This is a genomic window from Pseudomonas sp. FBF18 (genome assembly GCF_024261405.1).
In the GTDB taxonomy this organism is placed as follows: domain Bacteria; phylum Pseudomonadota; class Gammaproteobacteria; order Pseudomonadales; family Pseudomonadaceae; genus Aquipseudomonas; species Aquipseudomonas palmensis.
Genome location: NZ_QKRS01000026.1, coordinates 18,164 through 44,390, shown reverse-complemented (window position 1 = coordinate 44,390; position 26,227 = coordinate 18,164). Strand labels below are relative to the sequence as shown.

General features: G+C 67.0%; 16 protein-coding genes. 8 read left to right on the top strand and 8 right to left on the bottom strand.

Annotated elements, in window-relative coordinates; translation table 11 throughout:
* Positions 1-27: 27 nt before the first annotated feature.
* Complete coding sequence (locus DN387_RS25285; RefSeq protein WP_368044656.1) at positions 28-1,581, bottom strand: collagen-like triple helix repeat-containing protein; 1,554 nt, start codon at positions 1,579-1,581, stop codon at positions 28-30.
* Positions 1,582-1,867: 286 nt separating this feature from the next.
* Positions 1,868-4,210: a peptidoglycan glycosyltransferase PbpC gene (gene pbpC / locus DN387_RS25280; RefSeq protein WP_054916712.1), complete on the bottom strand. Its 2,343-nt coding sequence runs from the start codon at positions 4,208-4,210 to the stop codon at positions 1,868-1,870.
* Between the two features lie 104 nt (positions 4,211-4,314).
* Between pbpC and DN387_RS25275 the strand changes: the two genes are divergently transcribed.
* Positions 4,315-4,608 (top strand): hypothetical protein, encoded by a 294-nt coding sequence (locus tag DN387_RS25275; protein ID WP_043860925.1) that lies wholly within the window; start codon positions 4,315-4,317, stop codon positions 4,606-4,608.
* An 80-nt stretch (positions 4,609-4,688) separates the two neighbouring features.
* Here the strand turns inward: DN387_RS25275 and DN387_RS25270 are convergent, their stop codons facing one another.
* Entirely contained in the window at positions 4,689-9,638 is a 4,950-nt protein-coding gene (locus tag DN387_RS25270; protein ID WP_054916713.1) for an alpha-2-macroglobulin, read from the bottom strand.
* 147 nt (positions 9,639-9,785) lie between these two features.
* Here DN387_RS25270 and DN387_RS25265 point away from each other — a divergent pair, with 147 nt between their 5' ends.
* Positions 9,786-11,126, top strand: a complete 1,341-nt coding sequence (locus DN387_RS25265; RefSeq protein WP_054916714.1) for an MATE family efflux transporter — start codon at positions 9,786-9,788, stop codon at positions 11,124-11,126.
* Between the two features lie 100 nt (positions 11,127-11,226).
* Here DN387_RS25265 and speA read toward each other — a convergent pair whose 3' ends face one another.
* From speA to DN387_RS25245, 4 genes are all read right to left on the bottom strand, one after another.
* Complete coding sequence (speA, locus tag DN387_RS25260) at positions 11,227-13,140, bottom strand: arginine decarboxylase (RefSeq protein WP_043860454.1); 1,914 nt, start codon at positions 13,138-13,140, stop codon at positions 11,227-11,229.
* Between the two features lie 149 nt (positions 13,141-13,289).
* A complete protein-coding gene (locus tag DN387_RS25255) occupies positions 13,290-13,661 on the bottom strand; it encodes a translation initiation factor Sui1 (RefSeq protein ID WP_043860455.1) in 372 nt (123 codons plus the stop codon).
* A gap of 194 nt (positions 13,662-13,855) precedes the next feature.
* Positions 13,856-14,392: an NUDIX hydrolase gene (locus DN387_RS25250; protein WP_054916138.1), complete on the bottom strand. Its 537-nt coding sequence runs from the start codon at positions 14,390-14,392 to the stop codon at positions 13,856-13,858.
* Positions 14,392-15,465: a DUF2333 family protein gene (locus tag DN387_RS25245; protein WP_043860457.1), complete on the bottom strand. Its 1,074-nt coding sequence runs from the start codon at positions 15,463-15,465 to the stop codon at positions 14,392-14,394. The genes DN387_RS25250 and DN387_RS25245 overlap by 1 nt, the downstream gene beginning before the upstream one ends.
* A gap of 278 nt (positions 15,466-15,743) precedes the next feature.
* On the opposite strand from DN387_RS25245, the gene DN387_RS25240 reads away from it, so the two are divergent.
* From DN387_RS25240 to accC, 6 genes are all read left to right on the top strand, one after another.
* Positions 15,744-17,360: a PleD family two-component system response regulator gene (locus tag DN387_RS25240; RefSeq protein WP_043860458.1), complete on the top strand. Its 1,617-nt coding sequence runs from the start codon at positions 15,744-15,746 to the stop codon at positions 17,358-17,360.
* Positions 17,361-17,523: 163 nt separating this feature from the next.
* Positions 17,524-19,485: a methyl-accepting chemotaxis protein gene (locus DN387_RS25235; protein ID WP_054916139.1), complete on the top strand. Its 1,962-nt coding sequence runs from the start codon at positions 17,524-17,526 to the stop codon at positions 19,483-19,485.
* Between the two features lie 165 nt (positions 19,486-19,650).
* Positions 19,651-21,420: a protein-disulfide reductase DsbD gene (locus DN387_RS25230; protein ID WP_054916140.1), complete on the top strand. Its 1,770-nt coding sequence runs from the start codon at positions 19,651-19,653 to the stop codon at positions 21,418-21,420.
* A gap of 172 nt (positions 21,421-21,592) precedes the next feature.
* A complete protein-coding gene (gene aroQ, locus DN387_RS25225; protein ID WP_043860461.1) occupies positions 21,593-22,045 on the top strand; it encodes a type II 3-dehydroquinate dehydratase in 453 nt (150 codons plus the stop codon).
* A 91-nt stretch (positions 22,046-22,136) separates the two neighbouring features.
* On the top strand, positions 22,137-22,595 hold the full coding sequence (gene accB / locus DN387_RS25220) for an acetyl-CoA carboxylase biotin carboxyl carrier protein (RefSeq protein ID WP_043860462.1): 459 nt from the start codon (positions 22,137-22,139) through the stop codon (positions 22,593-22,595).
* 17 nt (positions 22,596-22,612) lie between these two features.
* Positions 22,613-23,968, top strand: coding sequence for an acetyl-CoA carboxylase biotin carboxylase subunit (gene accC, locus DN387_RS25215; protein ID WP_043860463.1), 1,356 nt, complete (start codon positions 22,613-22,615; stop codon positions 23,966-23,968).
* A gap of 163 nt (positions 23,969-24,131) precedes the next feature.
* Here accC and DN387_RS25210 read toward each other — a convergent pair whose 3' ends face one another.
* On the bottom strand, positions 24,132-25,997 hold the full coding sequence (locus DN387_RS25210) for a sigma-54-dependent Fis family transcriptional regulator (protein WP_054916141.1): 1,866 nt from the start codon (positions 25,995-25,997) through the stop codon (positions 24,132-24,134).
* Between the last annotated feature and the right edge of the window lie 230 nt (positions 25,998-26,227).

Below are 26,227 nucleotides of genomic sequence, written 5' to 3'. Positions count from 1 at the left end.
ATCGTCTAATCGATGATGGCCATTTAGTTACTTGTTACCCCCGAGGCCGCCTTTCAGGCCCGTGGTCAGGCCATTGAGCAGACCGCCCACGCCGCCGCCCCCTTGCCCGTTGCCGTTGACCAGGGTACCGACCTGGCCCACGGTGCCGCCCACGGCATTGACCGTCGCCCCCAACTGGGTGGTGACCGGGTTGTTGCCGGCTGCGGCAATCTGATTGCCCACCCCGCTGACTGCGCTGCCCACCTGGGTGACCAGGCCGTTGACCGGCGCACCGATGCCGGTTGCCGCGCCTACCTGCTGGGTAACGCTGGTCACACCGCTCACCACCGGGGTGAGGCCGGCGCCCACGCTGTTGCCCAACGCAGCGGTGGGCACCCCGGCCGGCACGCTGGCCACGCCATTGCCGCCCAGTACCGGCCCCAGCGAGGCCACGGTCTGGCCCACCTTGTTGACCGTGCTGCCTGCGGCGTCGAGCAGGCCGTTGCTGCTGCCGGCGCCGAGCCCGCTGCCCAGGCCCGCCACGGCGCCACCGGCGGTTTCCAGCAGCCCCGCACCGGGGGCGCTGCCACCGCTGCCGGTGCCGGTGTTGACCAGGCCACCGCTGGTGCCGACCGCCGTGCCGACATGGCTTACCAGCCCGCCGACGGCGGTGGTCAGCGGGTTGCCGTTGCCGGCACTGGCGACCTTGTCGCCCACCCCGTCGACTGCGCTGCCAACCTTGTTCAACAGGCCGCTGACCGGTGCACCCACCCCGGTGGCATCACCCACCTTGCCGGTGGCGCCTTCCACCAGCGACACCACCTTGACCACCTGGTTGCTCAATTGCTGGTTCAGGTTGCCCAGCTTGCCGGTGGTGCTCTGGGTGCTGAGGGTATCGCCAAGCATCACCACCACGTCGCCGACCTTGTCCACCACACCGTTGACCACGGGTATCTGTTCGATCAACTGGCTGCTGGCCACCGACTTGACCCCGCCGCCGATATCCGACACCCCGTTGCCCACGCCCTTGACCGTCTCGCCCAGGGCATTGCTGCCAGTGCCAAGCGTACCCAGGCCCTTGCCCAGGCCATCGCCGATGCTGGTGACGGCGTTGCCGGTGGCCGTCACCAGGTCGCCGGCACCGGTGCTGCCCACTACCGGTACGCCGCTGACGGCGTTGCCCACGCCGGACACGCCCGTGCCCACGCCCGACACGCCGCTGCCAACCTGGGCCACCACCTGGCCGACGACCGTGGTCGAGGTCGTGCCACCACCGTTGTTGCCGCCACCACCATTGTTGCCACCGCCGCCATTGTTACCGCCACCGCCGTTGTTGCCACCGCCGCCATCCGTACCGCCACCGCCAGTGCCACCTCCGCCGTCCGTACCGCCACCGCCAGTACCACCACCGCCGTCCGTACCGCCACCGCCAGTACCACCACCACCGCCGTCCGTGCCGCCACCACCGTCAGTACCGCCGCCGGTACCGCCACCACCACTGCCGCCATCGGTACCCGAATCGGGTGTGGAACTGCTTACGTGACTCTTGTGACCGCCACCGCCGCTGCTGCAACCGGCCAGGCTCACGGTCAAGATCAACATCACTGCCGTACTTGCTTTGATCCACGCTTGAGTTTTCATGGCGACTCCCTGCTACTGCTGCCGCTGCTTTTATAGGTGTGAAGCACCGGGTTTCCGGCCACTCCACGTCCGTTGCAGCTATCTGAGCGCGCAGGCGCAAGGGGAACAATTCTGAGCTTGGTATTAACCCGATATATACAGTCGCAGCACCAGCAAAAGCCCTTTTGCTTCAGGCACTTGAAAGCAAGGGGAAGGTGCTTTGGCAGCCCTTCCCCTTTCGCGTTATATCCATCTTACGGGTGCGCGGTCAGTCGTTGACCTGGAACTCGACCCGCGCGGTCTGCCCGCTGGCATCCAGCACGCTGAGCTCGTAGCGCCCCACCTCCTCCAGGTTCACGGCCAGCGCCGCCTGGGCTGTGGTCTCGCCCAGGGGTGCGCCGTTGAGGAACCACCAGCGCTGGCCTTCGCCACCCAGCGCCGAAACGCTCAGGTGCAGGGCATCGCGGCTGGTGGCGGGACGACGCAACTGGTCGCCCGGGCGTATCCCCACCACCGACAACGGCGCGGCACTGACCGGTACCTGCGGCGGGCAGCTCGGGTCGATGGCCGGCAAACGCGCCTCGCGCCGCTCCAGGCGCGGCAACCACGGGTCCAGTGGTGCCGGCCACAGCGCGATGTCGCGCGGCGCGGCCCCCGCACAGGCTGCATCCACCCGCAGGCCCCGGGCATTCACCCAAACCTTCTCCAGCAGCCCCACACCCAGGGGCTGGTCCTGCGCGAGCAGGGTCGGCGGCGTGGTGTTGTCCAGGGTCCAGGCAAAGCGCTGGCGCCGGCAGTTGGGGTCGGTGCGTGCCATGGGCTGGCCCAGCGGCCAGCAGATCGCGGCCACCCCGACGTTGCCCGGCACTGCCGGCACCGGGGCAGCAATGCCGCGCTGGCTGTCGCGGTTGCTCAGCACGTCATGCACCTGCAGCATCAGCGGCGCGGCCGAGGCCAGGCCGAACTGCCCCGGCACCGGGGTGCCGTCGGGGCGGCCGATCCAGATGCCGATCAGGTAGCGCGGCCCCACGCCGATCGACCAGGCATCGCGAAAGCCGTAGCTGGTGCCGGTCTTCCAGGCCAGCTGCGGGCGCTGCACCAGTTCGGCGTGCGGGTCGCGGTCGGGACGCGCCTGGCCACTGAGGATGCGCCGGATGATCCACGCCGAACCCGGCGACAGCAGCCGGCGCTCGACCAGCGGCGCATCCGGTTGCAGGCGCAGCGGCGCGCTCATGCCGTCGCGGGCGAACGCACTGTAGCCACTGACCAGGTCTTCGAGGCGGCTGCCGGCGCCGCCCAGGATCAGCGACAGGTTCGGCTCGGCCGCCATCGGCAGGCTCAGCGGCATGCCGCCCATGCGCATCTGCGCGGCAAAGCGCTTGGGCCCGTAGGCTTCGAGCAACTGCACCGCCGGCAGGTTGAGCGACAACGCCAATGCCGAGCTGGCCGCCACCGGGCCACTGAAACCCATCGAGAAATTGCCGGGGCGATAGTCGCCATAGCGGCGTGGCACATCCTGCAGCAACGACTCCGAATGGATCAGGCCGTCATCCATGGCCATGCCGTACAGAAACGGCTTGAGGGTCGAGCCCGGCGAACGCAGGGCAGTGATCATGTCGACGTGGCCGAAACGGCGCTCATCGCCAAGGTCCACCGACCCCAGGTAGGCGCGCACTGCCATGGTCTGCGACTCCACCACCAGGATCGCCGCCGAAGTGCGCTCGGGCAGGCGTGCGCGCCAACCCAGCAGCAGGTCTTCCAGGCGCCGTTGCAGCGAAGCGTCGAGGGTGGTGTGGATCAGCGGCGGGCTGTCGGCACGGTTCAGCCGGCGAGCCAGCAGCGGAGCCAACGCCGGCTCCTGGCGTGGTGCCAGCAGCAGCGGTTCTTCCTGCGCTTCGGCGATGCGCTGCTGCGGCCACACCTGGTACTCGCCCAGGCGTTGCAGCACCTTGTCCCGGGCCAGGCGCGCGCGCTCCGGGTGGCGGTCGGGGCGCAGACGGCTGGGCGCCTGGGGCAGCACCGCCAGCAGCGCAGCCTCGGCCGGGGTCAGTTGCAAGGGCGACTTGCCCAGGTACGCCCAGCTGGCCGCCGCCACACCCTGCAGGGTGCCGCCGAACGGTGCGCGGTTGAGGTACAGCTCCAGGATCTGGCGTTTGGACAGGTGCCATTCCAGCTGCGCGGTGCGCCACACCTGGCGCAATTTGCCCGGCAGCGTGCGCGAGTGCGGGTCGAGCAGGCGCGCCACCTGCATCGACAGCGTGCTGCCGCCCGACAGCACGCGCCCGCCCGTGAGGTTCTGCCAGGCGGCACGGCCCAGGGCCAGCGGGTTGACCCCGGGGTGCCGGTAGAACCAGCGGTCCTCGTAAGTGAGCAAGGCTTCGAGGTAGTAAGGCGACACCTGATCGAGGGTGACCGGGTAGCGCCACACGCCCTCGGCATCGGCAAAGCGCCACAGCGGCGTGCCGTCTTCGGCCAGCACCACCCGCGCCAGATCGTCGGCCGGCATCGGCAATGGCCACAGGCGATCAGCCAGCCACAGCAACAGCACACAGGCAAAGGCGGCGCACAGCAGCCGGGCGATGCGCGAGCGGGGTCGGGCTAAGCTGAACATCAGGCGCGGACACCTTTTTGCGTGGGTGAGGAACCGAGCCGGCAGGATGATGGCCAAAGCTCTGGGCACGGCGACTGCGCCGTAGCGTCGATCAGGAAGCGATTATGCATGTAGAAGGTTTTTTCGAATGGCTGGGGCAAGCGCTCGGCGCGGTGATCCGCTTCGTGGTGGATGCCCTGAGCGGGTTGTTCAATCTACTGGCCAATGCCGGCGGCAACTTCATCGACGGCCTGGCACGCACACTGGGCATGGACACCTCGCTGGTCAGCATCCTGATGCTGGTGATCGGCCTGCTGTTGCTGTACTCGGCCGTGCGCGCGTTCATGCGCGCCTCGATCATCATGGGGATCATCTGGCTGATGCTGGGGTTGTGGGTGTTGAGCTGGGTGGTGCGGTGACAGCATCGCGGGTCAAGCCCGCTCCCACAGGGATTACTGCGACCCTTGTGGGAGCGGGCTTGACCCGCGATGGGGCCTGACTAGCGCCCCAGAATCACCATGTCACCCGGGCTTTCGCCCACCGCCTGCCAGTTGGGCCGGTACATCGACTCCACCTGCACCGGCGGCACGCGGTAGGTGCCCGGCGTGACCGCACGGGCCAGGTACAGCAGGTGCGTCACGCCGTACGGGTCGACGTTCATCGCCGCCACGTAGCGGTCATCGCGAAACTCCTGGTGCACCACGTTGGCGTTCTGCATTGCTTCACGCCATTCCTTCACTGCACTGCTGGCGTTGTCCAGGCTGGCCGCACTTTGCGCCAGGTTCTGGTTTTCCAGCTCCAGGCCCGCCGGCAGCAGGTCGACGATCAGCGCGTCCGGCACCCGCTCGTTGGCGCGGATACCAATGTGCACCAGCACCAGGTCGCCACTCTTGAGCGACTTGATGTTCAGTGCCCGGCCATTCATGCCCAGGTACTCGCGGTAGATGCTCATGTTGGTGCCGACCGCACGGGGTGCGAAGCGCGGGTAACCCGACACGGTCAACTGCTGGTACACGGTCTTGTCGCTGGTGTTGGTCACGGTCAGCGGCGAGGCCAGCAACGGCCCCTCCAGCTTGAGCCCGGCCTGGGTCGGGCCCAGGTCGCGCAGCTCGCCCGCGCTGTCCAGGCGTGCACTCCAGCGGCCTTCAGGCTGCTTGAGCATGCCACGCCCGGCCATGAACAGCGCATTGCGTTCCTGGGTGGACAGGTACGAGCTGCTGGCCATCTTGTCCGACAGCTCGAACAGCCGCTGGTCGAGCTGGTCGGTGGCCAGCTTGTTCTCTTCGAGCAGGGCCAGGATCAGCGCCTCGTCACGTACCGGGCTGCCATAGTCGCTCAGCCACACGTCCTGGCGCTTGACCGCCAGGCCCGCCTGCAGGGCCTGCGCCGAGCGCGGCTTGTCGCCCATCTTGTCCAGTGCGATCGACAGCTGTACCAGCGGCAGGCCCGAGCGTGCATCGGCGCGGCGCTCGAACAGGCTGCGCAGGGCACCCAACGGGGCCTGCTGGGTACGCGCCAGCACCAGCGCCGCATACGCCTGTACTGCGAAGCGGCTGTGCTCGGCGTTGCTGGTGTAGTACGGCTCGATCAGGTTGCGTTCCTGCAGGTAGCGCAGCAGGCGTTCGTTGGCCTTTTTCAGCGCCTCGGGCGGCACCGCGTAGCCTTGCTCGCGAGCACGCTGCAGGAAGTCGGTGACGTAGGCGGTCAGCCAGTACTCCTCGCTGTCGTCCGCGCTCCACAGGCCGAAGCTGCCGTTGTAGCGCTGCATGCCGAGCAGGTGCTCGATGCCCATCTCGATCTTGCGCTGGCGCACCTTGGGCTCTTCACCCTTGATGCCCAGGCGCTTGAGCGTCTCGGCATCGGCGTACAGCGACGGGTACAGCCCGCTGGTGGTCTGCTCCAGGCAGCCATAGGGATAGGCCTCGAGGGCACGGATCTGCTCGGCGATGTTCAGCGGCGGGCGGCTCGACAGCGACAGCATCGCCTCCAGGCCCTGGGGTTCGAACGCGGCCAGGTCCTCGGCGGGCAAGGTCCATGGCTGGTCCTTGAGCGCGGCGCGGTAGTGCCTGAGCTGCGCCGGGTAGGCCGGGCGAATGCCCAGGGTCCACTCGCGGGTGAAGGCGGTGTTCGGTTCGCCCGGCAGCACCAGGCCGCTGACCTGCACCTTGACCTTGCCCTGGCCCAGGCCACCCACGGCCTGCACGCCCAGCAGCGAGGTCACGCGCTGGCCGTCACGCAGGCTCAGTGGCTGCTCGGACGGGGTCAGCAGGTTCAACTGGCCCTCGGTGGTCACCTTGACCGTGAACTTCTGCGCCTTGCCCGACAGGTTGGACAGGTCCAGCGCCAGCTCGGTACGGTCGCCGCCGGCCAGAAAACGCGGGGCCGACAGTTCGGCGATCAGCGGCGCGGCGACCACGGTCTTGGCCTCGGCCATGCCGAAGCGCTCGTCGGTCCAGGCCTGGGCCATCACCCGAAGCTCGCCGTTGAAGTCGGGGATGTCCACCGTCGCCTGACCTTCGCCCTTGGCGTCCAGGGTCACCGGGGCGCTCTGCAGGGCCACGATGGTCACGCTGGTGCTGGGACGCTTGCCGCCCTTGGCCATGGCCGCGTCACCGCCGAATGCCAGGCTGGCCAGGCGGCCCTGCCCGGCTTCGATCAGCTGGCCGTAGATATCCAGCTGGTCGGCGCCGTAGGCCTTGCGGCCGAACATGCCGGTGAACGGGTCGGGGGTGGCGTAGCTGGTGATATTCAGAATGCCCACGTCCACCGCGGCCAGCAGCACCTGCACCTGCTTGGGGATGCTGCCATCGGCATTGCGCGCCTGCACCTTGACGGTGAGCGGCTGCTTGGGACGCATCTTTTCCGGGGCCTTGAGGGTCAGCGCCAGCTTGCGCTCGGCGCGATCCAGCGGCAGGTGCAGCACGCCCACGGCACGTTTGGGCGTGGCATTGGCCTTGCGCTCGCCGGGGCGGATCACCAGGGCGCTGACGTACAGGTCGTGGCGGGCCCATTTGGGGTCGAGCTTGACCGCGTAGGTCTTGCCTTCGGCAGGCACGTCGATTTCTTCCCACCACAGCGGGCCGTCATTGCCCTCGACGATCAGGTAGCCCTTGCCGGCAGCCGGCGGGGTCACGGTGATCTGCGCGGTGGCGCCATCGGCGTAGGCCGGCTTGTCCAGCGCCAGCTTGACCTGGTCGGGGCGCACGGCGCCGCCGTCGGTGTTGTCCTGGGCACGCCAGCCAGCCCAGAAGCGCACGCTGCTGGTCACGCCGGTGCTCGGGTCTTCGACCTCGACACGGTACGGGCCCCATTCCACCGGGAAGCTCAGCTTGGCAGTGCTGCCGGCCTTGATGCTGACCGGCTGCTCGGACTGCAGCAGGAATTTCTCGTTGTAGTTGTAATCCCAGCCGTCACTGGAGGAATAGTTCCAGTAGTAGTCGCGGCGCTCCTGAATCAGGCGCACCTTGAGGTTGTCGGCGGCCAGCTTGTGGCCGTCACGGTCGGCCATCAGCAGTTCGAACTCGACCGGGGTGTTGCCGTCGACCTCTTCACCGTCGAACAGCCCACGCAGGCCGGGCATGCGCTCGGCCGGCCAGATCGGCTGCTCCAGGCGCCGGGTGATCGGCCGGCCACCGGACTCCTGCAGGCTGGCCTGCACGCTCAGTTGCAGCGGCGAATGCGCCTCGGACCAGCGGCTTTCGATCTGCAGCGTGGCATCGCCCGACGCGTCCAGGGTGGTTTCGTCCAGTTCCAGGTCGTGGCTCAGGTCTTCCTCGGTGATCGAGCCGAACTGGTAGCCCGGCAAGGCCGGCACCGCTTCGCGCAGCGGGCGCACGTAGGCCTGGCCGCTGAGGCGGTTGCCCGAGGCCGGGGCGCCGTAGAGGTAGCGGCCATTGACATGGATTTCAGCGGTTTCGCCCGGGCTCAGCGGGGTCGCGCTGCCCTTGAGTTCCAGGGCCAGGCGCTCGGGCATGAAGTCTTCGACAAGGAACTCGAACACCTGCTTCTTGCCGCCGCCCAGGTCGAACACCAGCTGCCAGCGCCCGGTCGGGGCTTCGCTGGCCAGTTGCAACTGGTACTGGTAGAAGCCGTTGGCATCGGCCTCCCACACGAACTTGCGGCTGACCTGTTCATCCGGACGACGCACCTCGACACTGACCGGCTGGGCTTTCACCGGCTTGCCGTCCTGGTCGCGCAGCAGGCCGTTGAGCAGCACGGTTTCACCCGGGCGATAGAGGTCGCGCGGGCCGAACACGAAAAACTGCAGCGGGTTGGCCTGCGGCCCGGTCAGCGCGAATTCGGAGAGGTCGAGCGCGGCGCTGTTCAGGCGCAGCAAGGTGGTGTGCACGCCCTGCTTGGCCAGCAGTACGTCGGCCTTGGGCGGCATCGGCAATTGCGCATGGCCATCGCCGTCGGTCTTGGCCTGGGCCAGCAGCTTGCCTTCGCGGTCGAGCAGTTCGAGGTTGACCCCGTCCAGGGCCTTGCCGCCGTCCAGCGCCTGGGTGAACACGTCCAGGCGGTTGGTGTAGCGATGCGCCGACAGCCCGATGTCACTCAGGGTGAACAGGGTGGCCGGCTGCGAATAGTTGTAGCGGCCCGAGGCGCGCATCACCGCCAGGTACACCCCAGGTTCCTGCAACGGCTTGATCCCGGCAATCGGCAGCAACAGGGTTTCGCGGGTGTTGCGCACCGGGTTCAGGTCGAAGCGGCCGGCATACACCAGGTCGGCCTTGCTCAACAGTTCTTCGGAGTTGTAGTACTCGAGCGAGGTGTTACGGCCCCAGCTGGCCAGGAAGCTGGACATCGACTCGGGCTTGATGCGGAAGAACTCGACGTCCACCTTGTCGATGTTCAGCGCGATCACCGGCAGGCCTTCGGCCAGGCGCGTGGGCAGCAGCGAGCCGCGGCTGGCGAAGCCCACGGTGGGCTGCATGTCGCGGGTTTCGAGGCGGCTGACGTACTCGCTGGGGAGCTTCTTGCCGTTTACCCCGAGCAGGCCGGCATCCACGGTCAGCACCAGCTTGCGCTGCGGCTCCAGGTGACGCAGGCGCAGCTCCATCTGGTTTTCGCTGAGCTCCCAGGCGCCGTCGAGCTTGCCCCGGGTGGTGTCCACCAGGTGCACGCGCTCGGCAAGGTTCTGGTCCTTGTCCAGCGGCACCGAGAAGGTCACCGACAAGGCGCTGGCACCGTCGACCTGCACTTCGGAAACGTCTACCACCGTCAGCTCGCGACCGGCGTAGCGCTCGCCCAGGCTCGCCTGGGTGGGCGCCGGGGTCGCCGCCGGGGCCGGTGCAGCTGCGGGCGCGGCCGGTTCGGCGGGGGCCGGCGCCGGGGCTACCGGGGCGGCCTGTTCCGTTGGCGCGGGGGCCGGGGCCGGTTTATCAGTAGACGAGTCGCAAGCACTGAGCAGCGCCATGGCGCACGCCAGCCACAATCCTTTGTTGAGCATGGAGGGTAACTCTTACGGTAGCAGGGTCTGAGACGAGCACTATATAGCAAGCTCGCGGGCATCGCTGATCGAGGCGCCCGGCGTGAGACAGCGTTCACCAGTTTTAGTGCCGGGGGCGGCTACAATGCCGGTTCTCAAGGAGCCTGCATGTCCCGACTACTCAGCGACTGGCGCGACCGCCCGACCCACCACAGGGTCTGGGCGCTGGCCGCGCCGATGATTCTTTCCAACATTTCCGTGCCCATGGTGGCGCTGGTGGACAGCGCCGTGATCGGCCACCTGCCCCACGCGCACCAGCTCGGCGCCGTGGCGGTGGGCGCCAGCCTGTATACCTTCCTGGCGTTTCTGATGGGCTTCCTGCGCATGGGCTCCACCGGCTTTGCCGCCCAGGCGGCCGGACGCGCCGACGGCGCCGCGCTGCGCCAGGTGCTGGTGCAGGGGCTGCTGCTGGCGTTGCTGTTCGCCGTGCTGCTGGGGGCACTGGCGATTCCCTTCAGCCACCTGGCACTGGGCCTGATGCAACCGAGTGCCGCGCTGCAGGAAAACACCCTGGCGTTCTTCCACACGCGCTTGCTCGGCCTGCCGGCAGCGCTGGCCAGCTTTGCCCTGGTGGGGTGGTTTCTGGGTACGCAGAACGCCCGTGCCCCGCTGGCGATCCTGCTGACCACCAACCTGCTCAACATCGTGCTCAACCTGTGGTTCGTGCTGGGGCTGGACTGGGGTGTGCTGGGCTCGGCGCGGGCGTCGGTTATCGCCGAATGGTCGGCCGCGCTGCTCGGCCTGGCGCTCACGCGCCCGGCCCTGCGCGCCTACCCCGGGCAGGTGGCCTGGGCGCTGCTCAGGCGCTGGCAGAGCTGGCGCCCGCTGCTGAGCGTGAACCGCGACATCTTCATTCGCAGCCTGGCGTTGCAGGGGGTGTTCTTCCTGATCACCGTGCAGGGTGCGCGCCTGGGCGAGGCGACGGTGGCGGCCAATGCGCTGCTGCTCAACGGCCTGCTGCTGACCGCGTATGCACTGGACGGCCTGGCGCATGCGGTGGAGGCACTGTGCGGGCATGCGATCGGCGCCGGGGACCGCGGCGCATTGCGCCGTTCGATGACGGTGGCGTGTGGCTGGTCGTTGATCGTCAGCCTGGGGTTTGCCGGGGTGTTCCTGCTGGGCGGGCACTGGTTCATCCAGTTGCAGACGGATATCCCCAGCGTGCGCGAGACGGCGTTCGAGTACCTGCCATACCTGGCGCTGCTGCCACTGGTGGCGGTGTGGAGCTACCTGCTCGACGGGTTGTTCATCGGCGCGACAAGGGCACGGGAGATGCGCAACGGCATGCTGCTGAGCGTGGCGATAGCACTGCCGTTCGCCTATGCGGCCAGCGGGCTGGGCAACCACGGGCTGTGGCTGGGCTTTCTGCTGTTCATGGGGCTGCGGGCGGTGACGCTGGGGGTGATGGGGTGGCGGTTGCAGCGGCGTGACGGGTGGTTTGTGGTGTAAGTGCCGGCCCTATCGCGGGTCAAGCCCGCTCCCACAGGTACTGCATCAGCTTCAAGGATGATGAAAAACCTGTGGGAGCGGGCTTGACCCGCGATTACGGTCAGGAGGACAGGTAGGACGAGCGGGTCAGCCCGAGGCGCAAGGCATCCAGGAACTGGGTACGCTCACGCGCCGTGATCTTCGCGCTGGCGCATTTGTCGCGGTAGTGGGTCATCAGCTCTTCGGGCGACAGGTGCACGTAGCGCAGCATGTCCTCGATGGTGTCGTGGGTCTCGATGCCGGCGTGGTACACGCTGCCGTTGGGGTTCTGGTAGATGTTCACCGAGTCGGTGTCACCGAACAGGTTGTGCATGTCCCCGAGGATTTCCTGGTACGCGCCCACCAGGAAGATCCCCAGCAGGTAGTCCTCGCCCTCGTTGATGGCGTGTACCGGCAGGCTGGTCTCGATGCTCTGCTCGTCGACGTACTGGTTGATCTTGCCGTCCGAGTCGCAGGTCAGGTCCTGCAGCACCGCACGGCGCAGCGGCTCTTCGCCCAGGCGATGCAGCGGCAGGATCGGCAGCACCTGGCCGATGGCCCAGGTGTCGGGCAGGCTCTGGAACACCGAGAAGTTGCAGATGTACTTGTCGGCCAGCTTGTCGTTGAGCTCGTCCAGCACCTGTCGGTGCGAGCGCTGGCGCGCCTTGAGCGAGTTGTGCAACCGGCGGCACACGGCAAAGTAGCACTGCTCGGCCAGGGCCTTCTGCGCGAGGGTGATCTTGCCGTCGGCGTATTGCGCGGCCACGTCGCTCATGTAGTGGGTGGCACGCCAGTAGGTCTCGGTGACCATCTCGATGTCGGTCGGGCCCAGCAGGTCGGCCAGCCACTGCACGGTTTCGGGCAGGCTCTGCTTGTCCTCGATCTCGGGTACTTCGTCGTTGTGCTTCTCGACGTCGGTTACCTGCACCACCAGCATCGCGTGGTGCGCGGTCAGCGCGCGGCCGCTCTCGGAGAAGATGTGCGGGTGCGGCAGGCCCTGCGCGTCGCAGAACTCCTTGAGCATGCCCACCACCACGCCGGCGTAGTCGTCCATGTCGTAGTTGATCGAGCTGGCATTGCGCGAGTGGGTGCCGTCGTAGTCCACGCCCAGGCCGCCGCCCACGTCGATGTGGTCCACTGGCAGGCCCAGCGCACGCAGCTCGCCGTAGTAGCGGATGGCTTCCTTGAAGCCGTGCTGGTAGTCCGCCAGGTTGGCGATCTGCGAACCCATGTGAAAGTGCAGCAGGCGAATGCCCTGGTCCAGGCCGGCATCGCGAAAGCGCTGGACTACCGAAATCAGTTGCGCAGCCGACAGGCCGAACTTGGACTTCTCGCCGCCGGTATCGGCCCACTTGCTCGAAGCCAGCGACGACAGGCGCACGCGCAGGCCGACCTGCGGCTTGACCTTGAGGTCGGCGGCTTCCTCGATCACCAGTGCCACTTCGGATTCTTTCTCGATCACGATGAACACGTTGTGACCCAGTTTCTGCCCCATCAGCGCCAGGCGGATGAACTCGCGGTCCTTGTAGCCGTTGCAGACGATGGTGCCGCCCTTGGGCGCCAGCGCCAGCACCGCCAGCAGCTCGGGCTTGGAACCGGCCTCAAGGCCGATGGACACGTTCTGCGTGGCGATGATGTTCTCCACCACCGCTTCCTGCTGGTTGACCTTGATCGGGTACAGCGCGGTGTACTGGCTCTGGTATTCCAGGCGCGCGATGTTGGCATCGAATGCGCCGGTCAGCTGGCGCACGCGGTGTTGCAGGATGTCGGGGAAACGTACCAGCAGCGGCAGCGACAGGCCGCTCTGGCGCAGCTCGTCGACCTGCTCGTACAGGTCGATCGGCGCACTGTCCGGCCCGTTGGGGCGTACTTCGACGCGCCCGGCCTCGTTGATCGCGAAGTAACCCGCGCCCCAATGGCGAATGCCGTAAACACTGCGGCTGTCGGCCACGGTCCATTGGCTGCCATCGTCTTTGCGTGTGCGTCGTACGGACATCGAAGTCCCCTATAAAGAAAGTCGTGAACACCGGCCAGGGCGTGCTGGCCAGTGTAGAAAATGAAGATGACGATTCTCCCTGTTCAGGCATAGACCCCTGCCCAGGGAACGAGTTTAGAAGTGCTGCAGGAAAAACCTCGCAGCGGCCATCAGCCGCCGGACTTTTTCGCCTTGAAGCCTTGCTTGATCAGCTCGGCCAGCAACAACTCGACGTGGTCGCCCTGGATCTCGATGACGCCGTCTTTCAACGCGCCGCCCGTACCACAACGCCGCTTGAGCGTGGTGGCCAGTTCCTTGAGTTGATCCAGGGGGAGCGGTACGCCACTGATGGTGGTCACCGTCTTGCCGCCACGGCCTTTGCTTTCACGACGCACACGGGCAATGCCGTCGCCTTCGGGGATGAGTGTCTGCTTGCAGATGCAGGCATCGACGGGTTTGCTGCAGTCCGGGCAATGCCGGCCTGCATCGGTGGAGAACACCAGGCCACCGAGGGCGGCGAATGATGCGGCTTTCTTGGCCACTTTTGATCCTCTGCGTTGAGGACAAAAACTGGTCGATGCCCCGGGGCGAGGTACCGACCGCGAAGCCCCACTCTGGCAGGGGCAGCGCACCTGCCGCGGCAAGCCGTGGCAGGGTGAAAAGGCCGCGCAGTGTAACCACAATTGCGCCGAATGCTAAGTGCAAAACTGCGCCATTTTGCTTGGCTTTCGCGACGTCAGCCGCGCCGCGCCACGAAACGGTTCAGCGCCGCCAGCGAGTCGGGGCAGTAGGGGGTGCTCAGGCTGTCGTCCAGGGCTGCCTGCAAGGGCATGAAGCGGGCCTGGCTGACCTCCTCGGGCTGCAGGCGCAAAGGCCCGTCCCAGACCGCCGAGAACACCGCGCACCAGAGCCGGTTGCCAGGCTGGTCGAAGAAGAAGCGCTCGTGGAAGCTCAGCGACACGCCGCTCACCCCCAGCTCCTCGGCCAGCTCGCGCGCGGCGCAGCGCTCGTAGCTTTCGTGCTCGTCGACCATGCCGCCGGCGGCCACATCCCAGTAGCCGGGGTAGATCGCCTTGCTCAGGGTGCGCTGGTGCACGCACAGCTCGCCGGCACTGTTGAACAGCAGGATGTAGGTGCCCCGCCCGATCAGCCCCTGCTCGCGCAGCTCGGCCCGCGGCCTGGCGCCGAGCAGGTTGTCCTGCTCGTCGACCCAGGCGATGCGCTCGGCATCCGAGGCGGCGCGGTGCGCCGCCTCGCTCTGGCTGAACAGCATCAGCCCTGGGACAGCAGCTGGCGCAGGTCGATCACTGCGGCGTTGGCGCGGGAAATGTAGTTGGCCATCACCAGCGAGTGGTTGGCCCACATGCCGAAGCCGCTGCCGTTGAGTACCATCGGGCTCCACAGCGGCTCCTGCGAGGCTTCCAGCTCACGGATGATCTGGCGCACGCTGACGGTGGCGTTCTTCTTGGCCAGCACGTCGGCGAAGTCGACCTCGATGGCGCGCAGCAGGTGCGACAGCGCCCAGGCCTGGCCACGGGCTTCATAGAACACGTTGTCGATCTGCAGCCACGGCGTCTCGACCACTTCCTCGTCCAGCTGCGGCACCTGGCCCGGCACCACCGATTCGGTCTTGAGGGTGGTGTTGAGCTTGACCCGGCCCACGCTGGCCGACAGGCGCTGGGACAGCGAGCCCAGGCGCGTGGCCACATCGCCCAGCCAGTTGTTGAGGTTGTCGGCACGGGTGTAGAACAGCGCGCCCTGCTGGTCTGGCGAAGCCAGGCGCTTCTGGTAGCGGTTCAGCGAATTGATGCCTTCCTGGTACTCCGACTCGCTCGACGGCAGGATCCAGCTCTTGTTGTCGAAGTTGAAGCGCGGCTCGGCCTTGGCAAGATCGGCGTCTTCGGCCGACTGCGACTGCGAACGGGCGAAGTCCTTGCGCAGGGCACGGCTGAGGTCACGTACCTGCACCAGCACGCCATATTCCCAGCTGGGCATGTTGTCCATCCACAGGCCCGGCGGGAAGCGGTCGTTGGAGATGTAGCCGCCTGGCTTGTCGAGCAGGGTGGCAACCACGGTCTTGAGGGTTTCGACGGTGGTGTAGCCGACGACCATCTGCTGGCCGTTGCGCTCGGCGGCGGCCTGGGCGTTCTGCTGCACCGGGAACAGGTCGGGCTCCTGGCTCCAGTACCAGCCCAGGGCGATGGTCACCAGCAGGTACAGACCGATCAGGGTGCCCAGCGCCCGGCTGAACAACAGCCCGCCGAAGTAGCTGCGGGTGCCCGAGCCACGGGCGTCCACCCGCTCGCGTGCCTCGGCTTTGCCTGTACGGTTTTTCCAGTCCAGCATGGCGTTGTCCTTTCTGTCAGGTCGTGTCCAGGGTTCGACCGCGCGGCCCCCGCTTCGTGCCCACGCCGGCCAGCATTGTGTGCCAGCGTGCGCGGCCGGGGCGCCAGCCAAGCCTGCACTATAAATCAAGCGCGCCGCTTCGCATAAGTGACTAACGGGTCAGGAAAGGAATTTAGCGCCACCCCAGTTAATTGATGCAGCACACTCGATTGCCGGAAAAGTGGTGCTAGCATAGAGCCATCACTCGAATTGCCTCACCCCTTACAAGTAGTCAGGACATGACCGAGCCAGAAGACCCGAATCGTGCGCGCCTCAAGCAACACTTTGCCCAGCGGGTCATTCACCAGGCCCGGCAAATTCTCGAGATCTGGCAGCGCCTGCAGCGCAGCGAGTGGACCAGCTGCGACCTGAGCGAGCTGGGCGAGGCCAACCTGCGCCTGCAGCGCTACGCCGAACGCTTCGAGCAGCCCGAGCACAGCCTGCTGGCCGATGCCATCGGCCAGACCCTGGCGGCGGTGGAGGCCAACAGCGCGCGCCTGAGCAGCAGCCTGATCAACGAACTCAACCGCCTGATGCAGCGCCTGTCGCGTACCGGGCTGCGCCAGGGCGACCAGCTCGAGCGCACCCCGCTGCCGCCGCTGCGCAAGCCCATCTACGTGATGCTGCAGGACCACGAGCGCGCCGAGCGCCTGGCCAAGCAGCTGGAGTTCTTCGGCCTGGGGGTCGAGCCGCTGTACAGCCCCGAGGCATTCCAGGCCTCGATGGCCGAGCGCCTGCCGGCGGCGATCGTCATGGATGTCGACTTCGGCGGCCAGGGCCAGGGCCTGCAGCTGGCTGCCCAGGCCCAGCAGGGCCTGGAGCAGCGCGTACCGCTGCTGTTCTTCAGCCTGCACGAAACCGACACCCCCACCCGGCTTGCCGCGGTACGCGCCGGCGGCCAGGAATTTCTCACCGGTACCCTGGAGGCCTCCAGCCTGCTGGAAAAGGTCGAGCTGCTCACCAGCGTGACCCAGTACGAACCGTTCAAGGTGCTGGTGATCGACGACTCGCGGGCCCAGGCACTGCACACCGAGCGCCTGCTCAACAATGCCGGCATCGTCACCCGCACCCTCACCGATCCGATCCAGACCATGGCCGAGCTGGCCGACTTTCAGCCCGACCTGATCATCCTCGACATGTACATGCCCGCCTGCACCGGCACCGAGCTGGCCAAGGTGATCCGCCACAACGACCGCTATGTGAGCGTGCCGATCATCTACCTGTCGGCCGAGGACGACCTGGACAAGCAGCTCGATGCCATGAGCGAGGGTGGCGACGACTTCCTCACCAAGCCGATCCGTTCGCGCCACCTGATCACCACCGTGCGCAACCGTGCGGCCAGGGCGCGCAACCTCAAGGCGCGCATGGTGCGCGACAGCCTCACCGGGCTGTACAACCACACGCACATCCTGCAACTGCTCGAAGACTGCAGCTTCCGGGCGCGGCGCGAAGACCGCCCGCTGAGCTTTGCCATGCTCGACATCGACCACTTCAAGAAGGTCAACGACAGCCACGGCCACCCCATGGGCGACCGGGTGATCAAGAGCCTGGCGCTGTTTCTCAAGCAGCGCCTGCGCAAGACCGACTTCATCGGCCGTTATGGCGGCGAAGAGTTCGCCATCGTGATGCCCAACACTGACCTGCACGCGGCGCACAAGGTGCTGGACGAGATTCGCCGGCGCTTTGCCGAGATCCACTACCCGGCGCAGCCGCGTGACCTGTCGTGCACCTTCAGTGCCGGGGTGGTGCAACTGAGCGACGGGCTGGATGCGCTGAGCATGGCCACCGCAGCGGACGAGGCGCTGTACCTGGCCAAGGGTGCGGGGCGCAACTGCGTACAGCGGGTCGAGGCCTGAGCCTTTTCGCCAGCAACCCGGCCCCTGTAGGAGCCGGCGTTGCCGGCGACAGGGCCACCATATAGCCACTTTATTTCGCAACACCCCTGCCATCGTCATAACCACGTCATAAAAACGCAATAACTTCAGGCACTTGCCATCCCGCCGTTGGTAGAGCCCGCTCATGCGCCTGAAGTTGCTGACCAATCTGAACACCCTGCTGCTGGTAACCGTGTGCCTGGCCCTGGGGGCGACCCTGTGGTGGTCGCAACGCGCCCTGGAACAGCCCTACCTGTTGATGGAGCGTTACCTGGCGCTGTCCCAGCAGTTCCAGAACCAGGTGGCCCGCAACACCCAGGATTACCTGAACAGTGGCGATGCCCTGCGCCACGCCACCGCCCTGCAAAGCACCCAGGACCTGCAACAGGAACTGGCCCAGCTGCCCGATGAGCTGGCCGCGCAACTGCGCCCCAGCCTCGACACCCTGCAGGCATTCACCGCCAATGAGCTGCTGGCCGCCGGCAAGCTCGCCGGCGACCCCCAGGCCCTGTTGCTGCAGGCCGAACGCGAACTGGGCGCCAACCTCGAACAGCTCGCCCGCTACGCCCACGACAGCGGCCATCCCGAGGCGGCGCATTACCAGTCGGCACTGCTGGAAGCCAGCCTGCACCTGGGCCGCCTGTCGCTGGCGCGTGACAAGCTGGTGAGCAGCGGGCGCAGCGAGCTGGCCGACGAGGTGGAGCGCGAACTGCAACTGATCATCACCCAGGCCAAAGCCCTCGACGCCCTGCCATTGCTGGGCGTGACCGCGGCGGTGGAATCCGGCGCCGACGACTTCGCCGCGATGATGGGCCTGCAGAGCGAGGCCACCACCAGCGCCGAAGACGTCGGCGTGGCCCTCAAGCGCGAGCTGGGCAGTTTGCTGGCGCGCTACCCGGCAGAACTGCAGCGCACCCGCGCGCAGATCGAGCGCCGTACCGAACTGGCCACCACCACCCAGGCGCGCATGGCCGCCGTGCAGCAGGCCATCGCCGACCTGGAACCGGGGGTGCGCGCGCAGCATGGGCAGATCCAGGGCGAAGTGCGGGTGATCCAGGGCCTGATGATCGGGTTGATCCTGCTGATCGCCCTGCTCATCGACACCTTGCAGCGGCGCCTGGCGCGGGTGCTGGGCAACCTGGCGCCGGCGCTCTCGCAGTGGGCCGGCGGCGACTTCAGCCAGGCCATTGCGCTGGGGCGCAGCAACCGCGAAATGCACGACATCCAGGATTCGCTCAACCGCCTGCGTGCCTACCTGGTAGACCTGGTGGGCACCATCCGCAGCAACGCCGAGCAGGTGGCCGGCAGCAGCCACGCCCTGGCCGGCATGAGCAGCGCGCTGCACGACGGCGCCGAGCGCCAGGCCGGCGACACCGCGCAGATCCGCGATGCGCTGGGCGAACTGGAGGCCACCATCACCCAGGTGGCCGGCGATGCCAGCCAGGCCGCCGACGCCAGCCGCCACGCGGGGCTGGCGGTGGAACAGGGCCAGGCGGTGATCGGCCAGAGCCTGAGCGGGCTGCGCCTGCTGGTGGACGAGGTGCAGGGCAATGCACAGATGATCGAGGGCCTGGCCCAGGAGTCGGCGACCATTGGCGGCGTGCTCACGGTGATCCGCTCGATTGCCGAACAGACCAACCTGCTGGCCCTGAATGCGGCCATCGAGGCGGCAAGGGCCGGCGAGATGGGCCGCGGCTTTGCCGTGGTGGCCGAGGAGGTGCGTTCGCTGGCCCAGCGCACCACCGGAGCCACCGGCGAGATCCAGACCCTGATCGCGCGCCTGCAGCAGGCGGCACGCGAATCGGTGGAAGGCATGCGCGCGCAGCTGGAGCACGCCGAGGCCACTGCCCAGCAGGCGCAGTCTGCCGATGGAGCGCTGGACGAGATTGTCGCGGCGATCCAGACCATTGCGCAGACCGCCGTACGCATCGCCGACGTGACCGCGCAGCAGAGCGGTGCGGTGAGCGAGATTCGCGACCATAGCGAACGGATCCACGAACTGGGCGCGGACAACCTGGAGCGCATTGGCGAGGGGCGCGAGCAGGGTGAGCATCTGCTGCGCCTGGGCGGGGAGCTGAACACCGCCGTGCAGGCGTTCCGGGTCTGATCCAGGGGACTCTCGCGGGTCAAGCCCGCTCCCACAGGTATGCATCCTGATTGAGCCAGATGCATTGTCTGTGGGAGCGGGCTTGACCCGCGATGGGTTCAACTCGATTGCTCCTGCTCAAACTCCGTTATCATTGCCCCCACGTTCCCCCCAGCGAGACCGCTCATGCGTCGCCTGCTTTGCCTCCTGCTTCTGGTCCTGGCCCTGCCCGCCATGGGCGCCGGGCTGCTCGACAACCGCCCCAGCGCCACCCTCGGCGCACCGGGCCTGAACAACAGCGCCGACTTCCTGCCCGTGCGCGAAGCCTTCAAGCTCAACCTGATCCAGGGCGACGCCCAGGCCATCAAGCTGCGCTTCGTCACCACCGAGGGCTACTACCTCTATCGTCACCGCTTCCAGTTCCGTACCGAACCTGCCGACATCGCCCTGGGCACCGCGCAGCTACCTGCCGGCGAGGCCAAGCACGACGAGTACTTCGGCGACGTCGAGGTGTACCACGGCATCCTCGACATCGACCTGCCACGCACTGCCGACCAGCGCCCCTTCACCCTGGTGGTGAGCTATCAGGGCTGCGCCGACAAGGGCCTGTGCTACCCGCCGGAAACCGAGCGCCTGAGCATCGACGGCGTCGCCGCAGCGTCCACCGCCGCCGCCCCGGCCAGCAGCAACGCCTGGAGCTGGAAGGAAATGCTGCTGTTCTTCCTTGCCGGCGTCGGCCTGACCTTCACCCCCTGCGTGCTGCCGATGCTGCCGATCCTTTCCGGGGTGGTGCTGCGTGGCCAGGTCGGTGGCGGTCGCGGCCTGGCCCTGTCGCTGGCCTACGTGCTGCCGATGGCCGCCTGCTTCGCCCTGCTCGGCGCGCTGATGGGCCTGTTCGGTGCCCAGCTCAATTTGCAGGCACGCCTGCAATCGGCCTGGGTGCTGGTGCCCTTCGCGGCATTCTTCGTGGTATTCGCCCTGGCCATGTTCGGCCTGTTCGAACTGAAGCTGCCGCAGTTCATCAGCAGCCGCCTGGACCGCGTGGCCGGGCAGACCAAGGGCGGCTCGCTGCTGGGCGCCGCCGTACTCGGGGTGGTTTCCAGCCTGCTGGTCTCGCCCTGCGTGTCGGCGCCACTGGCCGGTGCGCTGCTATATATAAGCGCCAGCGGCGATGCCATCGGCGGGGCGCTGAAACTCTTCGCCCTGGGCCTGGGCATGGGCGCGCCGCTGCTGCTGGTGGCCACCGGCGGTGCGGCCTGGCTGCCCAAAAGCGGGCCGTGGCTGGTCACGGTGAAGAACGCCATCGGCGTGCTGCTGCTGGGCCTGGCCATCGGCCTGCTCAGCCGCGTGCTGCCCGGCCCGCTCACCCTGCTGCTGATCGGCCTGCTGGCAGCCGGCGTGGCGCTGTTCCTCGGCGCCCTGGAGTTCGGCGTGAAGACCACCGGCCAGCGCCTGGCGCAGCTGCTCGGCCTGTTGCTGCTGGCCTACGCGCTGGCCTGCTGGTACGGCGCCTTCAGTGGCCAGGCCGACCCGCTGCGGCCACTCCCCGCCCCCGCCAGCACCCCCTCGGCCGCACCGGTCAGCGCCTGGCAGACGGTGAACACCCCCGCCGCCCTGGATGGCCTGCTGGCCGAAGCCAGGGCGGCCGGGCAACCGCTGCTGCTGGACTGGTACGCCGACTGGTGCATCAGTTGCAAGGTGATCGAGCATGACGTGCTCGGCGATCCGGCCGTGCAGGCGCAACTGCAGGGCTACCGCCTGGTACGGTTCGACATCACCCAAAGCAACGCCGAGCAACGCGCGCTGCTGGACCGCTACCAGCTGTTCGGCCCGCCGGGCTTCCTGGTGTTTGCCGCGAACGGCAGCGAAAAAACCGACAGCAGGGTGATAGGCGAGGTAAAAGCCGGCGAATTTGCCGAACACCTGGCGCGCATTCGCAGCGAAGTGGGTCTATAACTGCTGGGGCCGCTTGAAAAGCGCCACGGATGACCGAAATTGGCAAGATAGTCATAAATTTCGCGCGAATCTCGGTCATCGTGCTGGCTATTGCAGGTAACTGGACAGTGCTCGGCAGTTTGCGGCATAGTCGCCGCGCTACGTTTTTGCCCGACAATAAAAGGAACCGCAGATGGCAACGCTACTGGTGCTGCATGGCCCCAACCTGAACCTGCTAGGCACCCGCGAACCGGGCGTCTACGGGGCCGTGACCCTGGCCCAGATCAACCAGGACCTGGAGCAGCGTGCACGCGCCGCCGGCCACCATCTGCAATACCTGCAAAGCAATGCCGAGTACGAACTGATCGATCGCATCCACGCCGCACGCAACGAAGGGGTGGACTTCATCCTGATCAATCCGGCGGCTTTCACGCACACAAGCGTCGCATTACGTGACGCATTGCTGGCGGTGAGCATCCCATTCATCGAAGTGCATCTGTCCAACGTGCACAAGCGCGAGCCGTTTCGCCACCACTCCTACTTTTCAGACGTCGCCGTAGGGGTGATCTGCGGCCTGGGCGCCACCGGCTATCGCCTGGCCCTGGAGTCCGCCCTGGAACACCTGGCAGCGCACGCCAAACCCTGAATAACCGAAGCCTGGCCGCAGGCCGGGCCGTGTACGAACGTTAACATTCACGTTTATACGACCCTGACCGACCCTTGGGAGTTGATGATTAATGGATATCCGTAAAGTCAAGAAACTGATCGAACTGCTGGAAGAGTCTGGCATCGACGAGCTGGAGATCAAGGAAGGCGAAGAGTCCGTCCGTATCAGCCGCCACAGCAAGACCCCGGCCCAGCAGTACTACGCGCCAGCCCCGATGGCTGCCGCACCGGCCGCCGCCCCTGTGGCCGCCGCTGCCCCGGCTGCCGCCGAAGCGCCAGCCGCGCCGAAGCTCAACGGCACCGTGGCCCGCTCGCCAATGGTCGGTACCTTCTACCGCAAAGCCTCGCCTACCTCGCCTGCCTTCGTCGAAGTCGGCCAGACCGTGAAGAAAGGCGACACCCTGTGCATCGTCGAAGCCATGAAAATGATGAACCACATCGAAGCTGAAACCAGCGGTGTGATCGAATCCATTCTGGTAGAAGACGGCCAGCCGGTTGAGTACGACCAGCCGCTGTTCACCATCGTTTGAACCGCGGAGAACCAACGATGCCAGCCAAGTTGGAAAAAGTCCTGATCGCCAACCGCGGGGAAATTGCCCTGCGGATCCTGCGCGCCTGCAAAGAGATGGGCATCAAGACCGTCGCCGTGCACTCCACCGCCGACCGCGAGCTGATGCACCTGGGCCTGGCCGACGAATCGGTATGCATTGGCCCGGCTTCGGCCACCCACTCCTACCTGCACATCCCGGCGATCATCGCAGCCGCTGAAGTGACCGGCGCCACCGCCATTCACCCAGGCTACGGTTTCCTCGCGGAAAACGCCGATTTCGCCGAGCAGGTCGAGAACTCCGGCTTCGCCTTCATCGGCCCCAAGGCCGACACCATCCGCCTGATGGGCGACAAGGTGTCGGCCAAGGACGCGATGATCAAGGCCGGCGTACCGACCGTTCCGGGTTCCGACGGCCCGCTGCCGGAAGACGAGGAAGAAGCCCTGCGCATCGGCCGTGAAGTCGGCTACCCGGTGATCATCAAGGCCGCCGGTGGCGGTGGTGGTCGCGGCATGCGCGTGGTGCACAAGGAAGAGGACCTGATCGCCTCGGCCAAGCTGACCCGCAGCGAAGCCGGCGCCGCTTTCGGCAATCCGATGGTGTACCTGGAGAAGTTCCTGACCAACCCGCGTCACGTGGAAGTCCAGGTACTGTCCGACGGCCAGGGCAACGCCGTGCACCTGGGTGACCGCGACTGCTCGCTGCAGCGCCGCCACCAGAAGGTGCTGGAAGAAGCGCCAGCCCCGGGTATCGACGAAAAGGCCCGCCAGGAAGTCTTCGCCCGCTGCGTCAAGGCGTGCATCGACATCGGCTACCGTGGTGCCGGCACCTTCGAGTTCCTCTACGAGAACGGCGCGTTCTACTTCATCGAAATGAACACCCGTGTTCAGGTGGAGCACCCGGTTTCGGAGATGGTCACCGGTATCGACATCGTCAAGGAGATGCTCAGCATCGCCGCTGGCAACAAGCTGTCGTTCACCCAGGATGACGTGGTGATTCGCGGTCACTCGCTGGAGTGCCGGATCAACGCCGAAGACCCGAAGAAGTTCATTCCGAGCCCGGGTACCGTCAAGCATTTCCACGCACCGGGCGGCAACGGCGTTCGCGTCGACTCGCACCTGTACAGTGGCTATGCGGTACCGCCGAACTACGACTCGCTGATCGGCAAGCTGATCACCTACGGCAAGGACCGTGACGAAGCCATGGCGCGCATGCGCAATGCGCTGGACGAGATCGTCGTCGACGGCATCAAGACCAACATCCCGCTGCACCGCGAGCTGGTGCGCGATGAAGGTTTCTGCAAAGGTGGCGTGAACATTCACTACCTGGAACACAAGCTCGCCAACGACGAGTGATGCAGGTGTGATGTGAAAAAACACCCCGGCCTGGTGCCGGGGTCTTTTTTTTGGGCTGCGGTACGCCCATCGCGGGTCAAGCCCGCTCCCACAGGAACGCCATTGATCTCAGGATCACCGCTGTACCGGTGGGAGCGGGCTTGACCCGCGATGAATGCGCCGCCTAGTCCCGCCCCATGCGCGGCATCTCGATGCCATGCGCATGCACCCGCCGGTACAAGGTGGCCCGCGAAATACCCAGCGCCTTGGCCGCCTCCCCCGGTTTCCAGCGATGGCGTACCAGCGCCTCCAGCAGCACCTGGCGCTGCGGGCTCATGCTGGCCTGCACCTGGCCCTGCACCTGCGCCCCGCGCACATCCGCCGGCAGGTCCTGCAACTGCAGCGTGCCACCGGCGCACACCGCGCAGGCGTAACGCAGCACCTGGCGCAACTGGCGCAGGTTACCCGGCCAGCGATACCCCAGCAGGCACTCCAGCGCTGCCTCGCTCAAGCCCACGTCCACCCCGCAACCGGCCGCCTCCTCGGCCAGCAAGCGGTTGATCAAGGCCAGCCGGTCACTGCGCTCGCGCAGCGGCGGCAGCTCGAAGCGCGCATTGGCCAGACGAAAGTACAGGTCTTCGCGAAAGCGCCCGTCGGCCACCCGCGCCGCCAGGTCGCGGTGCGTGGCGCAGATCACCTGGATATCCACACGCTCGCGCCTGGCCGCACCCAGCGGCGCCACCTCGCCTTCGGCCAGCACCCGCAGCAGGCGGGTCTGCAAGGCCAGCGGCATGTCGCCGATCTCGTCGAGAAACAGCGTGCCGCCATCGGCCTGCTGCAGCAGCCCGCGCATGCCCTTGCTGGAAGCCCCGGTAAACGCCCCGGCCACATAGCCGAACAGCTCGCTCTCGATCAGGCTCTCGGGAATCGCCGCGCAGTTGAGCGCCACGAACGGCTTGCCGGCCCGCGCGCTGCGTTCATGCAACTGGCGCGCGAACACTTCCTTGCCCGCACCGGTCTCGCCCACCACCAGCACCGCCAGGTTGCAGTTCTTGACCCGCACCGCCAGGCGCAGGCTTTCCTCCACCCGTGCATCCACCCCGCCCGGCACCGGCACCACCCGCGCCGGACGCTGTGGCGAGCTGACCCGCACATGCAGCGCATCGCCATCGGCGCTCCAGCTCAGGCGCTGGGCCGACTCGTCGGTCACCGCGCGCAACTGGTCCAGGTCGAACAGCTGGCCGATATGCGCCGGCAGCTCGCCGTAGCGCGAGAGCAATGCCGAGCGCGCCAGGCTGTTGAGCGCCTGCAGGCGTCCGTCGGCATCCCAGGCCAGCAGAAAGTCCGGCTGGCTGTCCACATACCCCGGCGCGCTGTGCGCCCGCAACACCCAATGCGCCTGGGCGTTGTGCATGAAAAACGCGTTCTCGATCTCCCGCGCGGTCTGCACCACCAGTTGGCGGATCAGGTGCTGGCTGCGCCGGTCGTCCGGCGACTGCAGCGCCGACACGTCGACCACCCCCAGCAGCTTGCCCTGCGGGTCGAACACCGGCGCCGCCGAGCAGGTCAGGCCGATGAACGCGGCACGAAAGTGATCGCGCTTGTGCACCGTGACCGGCACCTGGCTGGTCAGTACCGCCGCCACCCCGCAGGTGCCCTCCTCGCCTTCCGACCAGCAGGTGCCCAGGTACAGGCCGGCCTTGCGGCAGTCGTTGCGCAGCGCGGCGTCGACGCGGTAGTCGATGGTGCGACCCTGCGCGTCGGTCAGCAGCACGCAGTAGTCGGCCCCGCGCACCCGCTCGTGCAGGCGCGCCACCGCATCGCTGGCAATGCGCATGAACAGCTCGGCGCGTTCGCGGCATTCGTTGAGCAGGGTTTGCGACAGGATGCGCGGCCCTTGCTGCGAGGAAGGGTCGAGGCGGTGCTGCTCCATCGAGCGGCGCCAGGAGTCGAGGATCAACGGCGGTACCGGCGCCTGGGGCTGGCGGTCGGCATTCTTGAGCACACGGCTGACACAGTCGACGTGGGCTCTGGAGTTCGCGGCAAGCATGGGGCCTCCGGTTCTCGTGTTCTTGTCGTTATGCGGCCCATTAAGCGCCGTTTGCCAGGCCCCGACAAGCACCGCCTGGGCAAGCGGCGCCGTGAGACGCAGCGTCTCGGTGTCTCGCCGCTGCGCTGCCCGCACTGCAACGCAGCGTCTTGCCGACGCCCCGCGAGTACGCCCCTGGAATGCTGCGCAAAGGCTCTGGGTCAAGCCTTTCACCCAACCTGGCACCACCC

Excerpts from the sequence above, each read along its gene's own strand:
- DN387_RS25265 (WP_054916714.1), top strand. The coding sequence starts at position 9,786 with ATGTCCCGACTACTCAGCGACTGGCGCGACCGCCCGACCCACCACAGG.
- DN387_RS25285 (WP_368044656.1), bottom strand. The coding sequence starts at position 1,581 with ATGTTGATCTTGACCGTGAGCCTGGCCGGTTGCAGCAGCGGCGGTGGC.
- DN387_RS25250 (WP_054916138.1), bottom strand. The coding sequence starts at position 14,392 with ATGCTGTTCAGCCAGAGCGAGGCGGCGCACCGCGCCGCCTCGGATGCC.
- DN387_RS25275 (WP_043860925.1), top strand. The coding sequence starts at position 4,315 with ATGCATGTAGAAGGTTTTTTCGAATGGCTGGGGCAAGCGCTCGGCGCG.
- speA (WP_043860454.1), bottom strand. The coding sequence starts at position 13,140 with ATGTCCGTACGACGCACACGCAAAGACGATGGCAGCCAATGGACCGTG.
- DN387_RS25210 (WP_054916141.1), bottom strand. The coding sequence starts at position 25,997 with ATGCTTGCCGCGAACTCCAGAGCCCACGTCGACTGTGTCAGCCGTGTG.
- aroQ (WP_043860461.1), top strand. The coding sequence starts at position 21,593 with ATGGCAACGCTACTGGTGCTGCATGGCCCCAACCTGAACCTGCTAGGC.
- accC (WP_043860463.1), top strand. The coding sequence starts at position 22,613 with ATGCCAGCCAAGTTGGAAAAAGTCCTGATCGCCAACCGCGGGGAAATT.
- DN387_RS25235 (WP_054916139.1), top strand. The coding sequence starts at position 17,524 with ATGCGCCTGAAGTTGCTGACCAATCTGAACACCCTGCTGCTGGTAACC.
- accB (WP_043860462.1), top strand. The coding sequence starts at position 22,137 with ATGGATATCCGTAAAGTCAAGAAACTGATCGAACTGCTGGAAGAGTCT.
- DN387_RS25240 (WP_043860458.1), top strand. The coding sequence starts at position 15,744 with ATGACCGAGCCAGAAGACCCGAATCGTGCGCGCCTCAAGCAACACTTT.
- DN387_RS25230 (WP_054916140.1), top strand. The coding sequence starts at position 19,651 with ATGCGTCGCCTGCTTTGCCTCCTGCTTCTGGTCCTGGCCCTGCCCGCC.
- DN387_RS25245 (WP_043860457.1), bottom strand. The coding sequence starts at position 15,465 with ATGCTGGACTGGAAAAACCGTACAGGCAAAGCCGAGGCACGCGAGCGG.
- pbpC (WP_054916712.1), bottom strand. The coding sequence starts at position 4,210 with ATGTTCAGCTTAGCCCGACCCCGCTCGCGCATCGCCCGGCTGCTGTGC.
- DN387_RS25270 (WP_054916713.1), bottom strand. The coding sequence starts at position 9,638 with ATGCTCAACAAAGGATTGTGGCTGGCGTGCGCCATGGCGCTGCTCAGT.